Origin of the sequence: Spiroplasma endosymbiont of Megaselia nigra, assembly GCF_003987485.1 — a bacterium.
GTDB lineage: Bacteria > Bacillota_I > Bacilli_A > Mycoplasmatales > Mycoplasmataceae > Spiroplasma.
Genome location: NZ_RCOO01000174.1, coordinates 1 through 2,237, shown reverse-complemented (window position 1 = coordinate 2,237; position 2,237 = coordinate 1). Strand labels below are relative to the sequence as shown.

The following is a 2,237-nucleotide window of genomic DNA, read 5'->3' as shown; positions in this document are numbered from 1 at the left end:
TTTTGGGCGAGCGGTTGATTTTCTGAAATTTTGTGATAAAATGACTTACAAGTTAAAAAAAGTTTTGAGGTTCTTTCAAACAAATTTGGGAACCTTTATAAAATTCTTCGCTTAACGCTTAGAATTTTTCCCAAGGATTTTGAAAAGCGCGGCAAAATTTTTTTTAAACTTTAAGTTATTTTTCACAAACTTATGAAAATCACCGCGAGCCCAGATTAGTACAAAATAAATATAATAATAATCATATATAGTTCATCTCCTTTCTAAAATAGTATATTTAAAATGCTTGACTTGCATATATATATATATATATATATAATGTCAATAGATCTTGATAAAAAAGTTTCAAGATGAAAGAAAGAAAATTATAACAAATGAAAAAACTTTTAAGTTTATTAAGTGTATTAACAATTAGTGGAACTGCTGTACCAACAACAATTGCCGCTAGTCCTTATCAAAAAGAAGAAACTATCAAAAATAGTGATACTAATTATCAACAAACAAATAATTTAGAAAAAATAATTCGTATTAAAAGAGCAAAAGATAAAAAATGTAATATAAAAGATAATACTTTAAGTAAAGGTATTACTACACCAAAATTAATAATATCTTCAGAAAATAACAATAATTATAATCAAAATATGACTGATATTATTAATTTTCTAGTACAGAATAATATTCTTACAACATTCTTTGAATCTTCATCAAATGATTTTAGAACACATGCAGTTAATCCAGCTTCAGAATATAATTATTTCGTTATTCCTGTTAATATTGAAAATATAGGTGAACTTGCATTAGTTTTTCGAACACAAGACTTATATCTTCAAGGCTTTATACAACAAACAACGCATAATTTAATTTTACAAGATAGTGGAAATTTTTATTATTTTAGTGATTCAACAATAACAAATATAAATGAACCCATTCAATTAAATGGACACACAATAAATATTACACCTCAAAGATTAGATTTTAATTCAGATTATGGTTCTCTTATTGGTAGTAGTGATCCAGAAATTAAATGAATAAATATTTTTTTAGCTTTTGATGCAATTCACAAATATAACGGAAATGTTAATACATTAAAAGGTGCATTAGCACGTGTTATTTTAGCAACAGCAGAAAGTATGAGATTTGGTGAAATTAATAATTTAATTAATAGAAGTAATAATGAAACATTCCATTGAAACAACGACATTAAGCCTATTGTAACTAATTGATCAAAAGAAAGTAAAAAAAGTATTGAATTAATAAATGAAATTGAAAGAAGATTTGGAAAAAAATCTATTCCATCAACTTCAAATTATATTAGCATGTCACTACAACAATTAGTAAAAGAATTTAGAGCACTAGATATCAAAATTTTATTGTTAATTTTTGTAGCATCTTACTGCAATATGTATAACGAATATAATATTCGTAATAAAAGAAGTGCAGATGTAGAACACACTTGTCATAGTGATGGTTATTTAACATATGATTTTTATGATTCAGGAGTTACTTTTGAAAGATCATCAAGATTCCCTCCTACTAGTTCAAATTGATTAAAATTAAAAATTACATATGTTATGTGAGAAAAAATTAATATTTTAAAACAAGTATATGGCTCAAATAAATTTAAAGAAGAGTTACACGGAATAATTGCTAATTATCCTCAAAATAATCCAGATACATGATGACCAGAAAATGATATTGATTCAATGACAAATATTATAATTAATAAATATACTGATATTAATAATGAAATTCAACAAATGAAAAATTCAAGTCCAAATGATGATAAATATATAATTATAGAAACATGCGGAAATCTTTGTTGAGATGATGATATGAATAAAAATGTTCATTGATGAGAATAAAAAATATTAAACATTTATGAAAATAAATTAATAATTTATTTTCATTTTTAATTAAATTAACAAAATTTATAAAAAATAGAAAGGATAAATATGAAAAAAATATTAAGTCTTTTAGGGATAATTACTTTAATTGGAACAAGTACAACAAATTTAGTTGCTTGTAATAATACATCACAATACAGCGAAGGTGAATTAAAAAAAGAAAAAGAAAAACATAAAATAAATACAACTAACCAAGAAATCAGAGATAATCTAGAATGAATAGCACCACAAGAAAAACCATTAAATGAAATTAATAATAAATATTATTTTGTAGTTTGGCGTAGTGATACAAGTAATAATTGAAGAATTATTAAATTTTTGAATGATACAAAT

2 protein-coding genes are annotated in these 2,237 nt (G+C 23.5%); both read left to right on the top strand.

What is annotated here, in order from left to right; translation table 4 throughout:
* Positions 1-374: 374 nt before the first annotated feature.
* Entirely contained in the window at positions 375-1,862 is a 1,488-nt protein-coding gene (locus D9R21_RS05825) for a ribosome-inactivating family protein (RefSeq protein ID WP_126821462.1), read from the top strand.
* A 90-nt stretch (positions 1,863-1,952) separates the two neighbouring features.
* The coding region (locus tag D9R21_RS05820) for a lipoprotein (RefSeq protein ID WP_158613937.1) at positions 1,953-2,237 on the top strand (285 nt) is incomplete at its 3' end.